Source organism: Vibrio sp. V42_P2S4T144, from assembly GCF_009904715.1.
Classification (GTDB): domain Bacteria; phylum Pseudomonadota; class Gammaproteobacteria; order Enterobacterales; family Vibrionaceae; genus Vibrio; species Vibrio alginolyticus.
The window spans coordinates 1-3,389 of sequence record NZ_WXWS01000232.1 but is presented as its reverse complement, the minus strand read 5'-3'; the positions used below and the strand labels follow the sequence as shown (position 1 = coordinate 3,389).

Here is a 3,389-nt window from a genome sequence, read left to right as displayed (position 1 = left end):
GGGGAAGTGTGACCGATATTGCATTACGAGTACTAACGCGCTAAGCGGCAATAGTTAACAAAACGGCGTTCTAAGCAAAGTGATTGACGCTTTGAGCGCCACTCCCTCGTTGGTATTCAAATGCAATCAATTCCTCGGCAGGTACAGGTCTACCTAAGAAAAAACCTTGTACGACGTCACAGTGGAGAGACTCCATTCGTGTGAGTTGAGTTTGAGTTTCTACGCCTTCGGCTACTACTTTCATTCTTAGGTTGTGAGCCATGGATACAATCGCGCGAACTAATGAATCGTCTTGATCGCTTTTTCGGATTTGAGCGATAAATGAACGATCAATCTTGAGCCCGTCAAAAGCCATATGTTGTAGGTAGGCAAGGGCTGAATACCCCGTACCAAAGTCATCTAGCCAAACTTCCACTCCGATACTTTGTAGTTTTTTAAGCACATATTGAGCTTTCTCTGTATCATCAATAAAAAGTGACTCTGTCACTTCAACATGAATGGTTTGAGGGGCGACATCATGTCGTCGTAAATACTTAGAAAATAATTGACTTAAATCTTGGCGATAGATTTGTCTTGGGGACAAGTTTAATGCGATGTGAAAATCCGTACCGAAATGTTCTGCCCACATTGCCCGCTGAGCAATTGCCGTCTCAATGATATGTTCTCCAAGCTCCAATATTAAATCACTTTGCTCTGCGATCGGGATAAACGATTCTGGACTGATATAGCCTTTCTCGGGATGATTCCACCTAACCAATGCTTCGACCCCAATTAGGCGATAGGTTTTTAGATCAAATTGTGGTTGATACCACAGCTCGAATTGAGACAAGTCACGTACTGAACGACGCAGTTCTCGTTCTATGTATAAACGTTGTTTAATCGTTTCATCAAACGTGGAATCGTATATCGTCATAATGTCTTTACCGCGTCTTTTAGATTCCTGCGCCGCAAGAGAGGAAAGCTGTAAAAGAGACTCAGCGTTTGAACCAAATTCTGGATACACAGCAATTCCGAGGCTTGCCGTAATTTGAATATCGTTCTCTTCCAAACTAAAGGGAGAGAGTAGTTGGCGATGAATATCGTTCGCTTTTTCTCTAGCTTCATGATTGTCCGAGCACGGAAAGGCCAGTACAAATTCATCCGCACCTACTCGACTTACGATGGTAGAAAGGCGGTAAAGCGGCTTAAAATAACTCGGCAAACGGCCTTGAAGCTCTGAGGCAAGATGGCCTAGCAATTTATCCCCAATGTTATGTCCATAGTTATCGTTAATGTGCTTAAAGTCATCCAAGTCAATAAACACAACCGCGAGTGAGGGGGATTTGTGGTCAGTTATTTGCGTTTGAATATCAATGAGTAACTTTTCTCGGTTTGGCAGGGAAGTCAGAATATCGTGGTATGCCATGAACTCAACTCGGCTGGTGTATCGGTTCACTTTGTTTGACATTTTGTTGTACGCCGAAATAAGTTCTCCCACTTCATCTTTGCTTTGTATGTCGGTGACTGGCAGCGCTTGGGTATTTGACTCTGAAAATTGATCTTTTAGTTGCTTGAGTGGCTTAGTTAACGACCGCCCCAAAGCATAAGCGATGATGCTACCGAATAGAACGGATATCCCACTGATCGTTAGCAGCAAGTTAAACATCTTCTGTTTATCGTTTGAGGTAATCGCTTGGACTTGTTCAATGTTCTGTTCTTTCTCTTCCAGTAGATGTATCAAGTTAAGCTCAAGATATACCGCCCCAAGAGTAATATTTGATTGCTGAATCGGCGCTGCGATCTCCAACTGATGCTTGGAAAAGGAAACGAGAGTTCTGGATTCTTCTATTGCTTTCAAAATAAAAGGAGAGCGGTAATGGGGTTGGGCAAACATCCTTAGCTGAGTAGTGCCGTCGTGAAAGATTAGCCCTTCATTGTCAACAACATGTATTTTCGAGACATCTGGCTGGCTCAATGTTGCCTTAATTTGCTCATACGCTTGACTGATATTGTCTGTATAGAGTGGATCAAAAAGCTGTTTTGATAATAGCTCTGCATAAACCAACCCTTTTTGCTTAACGTAAGATTCGGTTTTTTCTTGAGAGTTGTTCGTGATTTGTTGAGTTAAGCTATTTGAATACGCATCGTAACCGTGCATGTATAACGCAAGATTTATCACCACAACAAACAAGACAACGAACATTGTCGAGCAAATGTATTTGGTTTCGAGTGAGAGCTTTTGAAACATCAATCCACCTTCGGTAACAAGTGAACTGACTTGCGCACTGTACTTAAGGAGGCTCGCATTTCTGGAGTAAGTGCGCTGAATTTTTTGGTGTTCTGAAACTTTTTAAGTGCGAGAGAGCCTTCGTGAGTTGTATCCATATCAAGCAGTATGGACGTGATTTTACGCTGTTGCTCTAGGCTCATGCTTGGAGAAGCGAGAATCAAATCCCTGGGTATTTCAACAGAACGAGAAAAAATCGCTAGTTTGTCTTTCATGTTCTCTGGCAAATCTTTGGGATTGTTCCAGTTGAAGTTACTGAATGCTCCTGCCGCAACTCTCTGTTTATATACCCATACAGATAGGTTGATTTCATTTGACTGAGCGAGTTGCTCATCAAGGAATAAATAACCAATACTGTCTTTGGCCGGTTTGTCATCAGGAGAGGGAAGGTATTGCAGTTTTTCTCCGTGATTCAGCAATGTAATCGCAGGTAGGTAATAGCTGCTGGTAGACGTGCGCTTTTCAAAAACAAGCGTTTTTCCGCGCAGGTCAGAAAGTGACTCAATCCCACTCTCTTTATTAGTAAAGAACACAGTATGATATTTTTGCAGGCCTTTTTTCCATCGTATAGCAAGAACTTGGCTATTAGACTCCTTTTCTAAGGTCATCGCATTAAAGGGGGTCGCCGTTGCAATTTGAACGGTGCCATTTTCAAGCGCAACCGCGAGCTGACGATAATTTTTAAATACCTTTACTGCCCCTTTTGCGTAACCATATTCAGCCATATTTTCAGTTACATACTGAGTAAGGGGCGTCGCTTTTTTGATTTTGCTTTGGGCTTTATTGGACACAATGCCAAACGTGAATGTTTTCTCAATATTTTCTTGTGCACTGACAACAAAAGGTGAACTCAGCAAAGTGAGTAATAACAGAGTGCAGGCAGGTTTCATCCGGCTTCAACTTCCTTCTGGTGCATGTCAGTAATATTTAGTATTTATCAATGTGCCGAAATCAATCTTAAAAACAGTATGATGTACAAATTTCGTTGTGTGCGCACTTTTTATAATGTGACTTGGTCACTTATTCCGTTCAAATAGTACCGAATTTGACGTTTATGTACAGGATGAATGTATCACCGTGAGTCTGAATTCACTGGATTCTTGGTCAAGCGCTGTATTGGCTG

Annotated in this window: 2 protein-coding genes; both read right to left on the bottom strand. The window is 42.0% G+C overall.

The window, feature by feature from the left end:
* Positions 1-70: 70 nt before the first annotated feature.
* Positions 71-2,227 carry a GGDEF domain-containing phosphodiesterase gene (locus CAG68_RS08145; RefSeq protein ID WP_025766724.1) on the bottom strand — a complete coding sequence of 719 codons (2,157 nt, stop codon included), beginning with the start codon at positions 2,225-2,227 and terminating at the stop codon, positions 71-73.
* Positions 2,227-3,156: a phosphate/phosphite/phosphonate ABC transporter substrate-binding protein gene (locus CAG68_RS08140; protein WP_005385723.1), complete on the bottom strand. Its 930-nt coding sequence runs from the start codon at positions 3,154-3,156 to the stop codon at positions 2,227-2,229. The genes CAG68_RS08145 and CAG68_RS08140 overlap by 1 nt, the downstream gene beginning before the upstream one ends.
* Positions 3,157-3,389 lie beyond the last annotated feature (233 nt).

What these genes read in the sequence shown, in the direction of transcription:
- CAG68_RS08145 (WP_025766724.1), bottom strand. Translation starts at nt 2,227, where the DNA reads ATGTTTCAAAAGCTCTCACTCGAAACCAAATACATTTGCTCGACAATG.
- CAG68_RS08140 (WP_005385723.1), bottom strand. Translation starts at nt 3,156, where the DNA reads ATGAAACCTGCCTGCACTCTGTTATTACTCACTTTGCTGAGTTCACCT.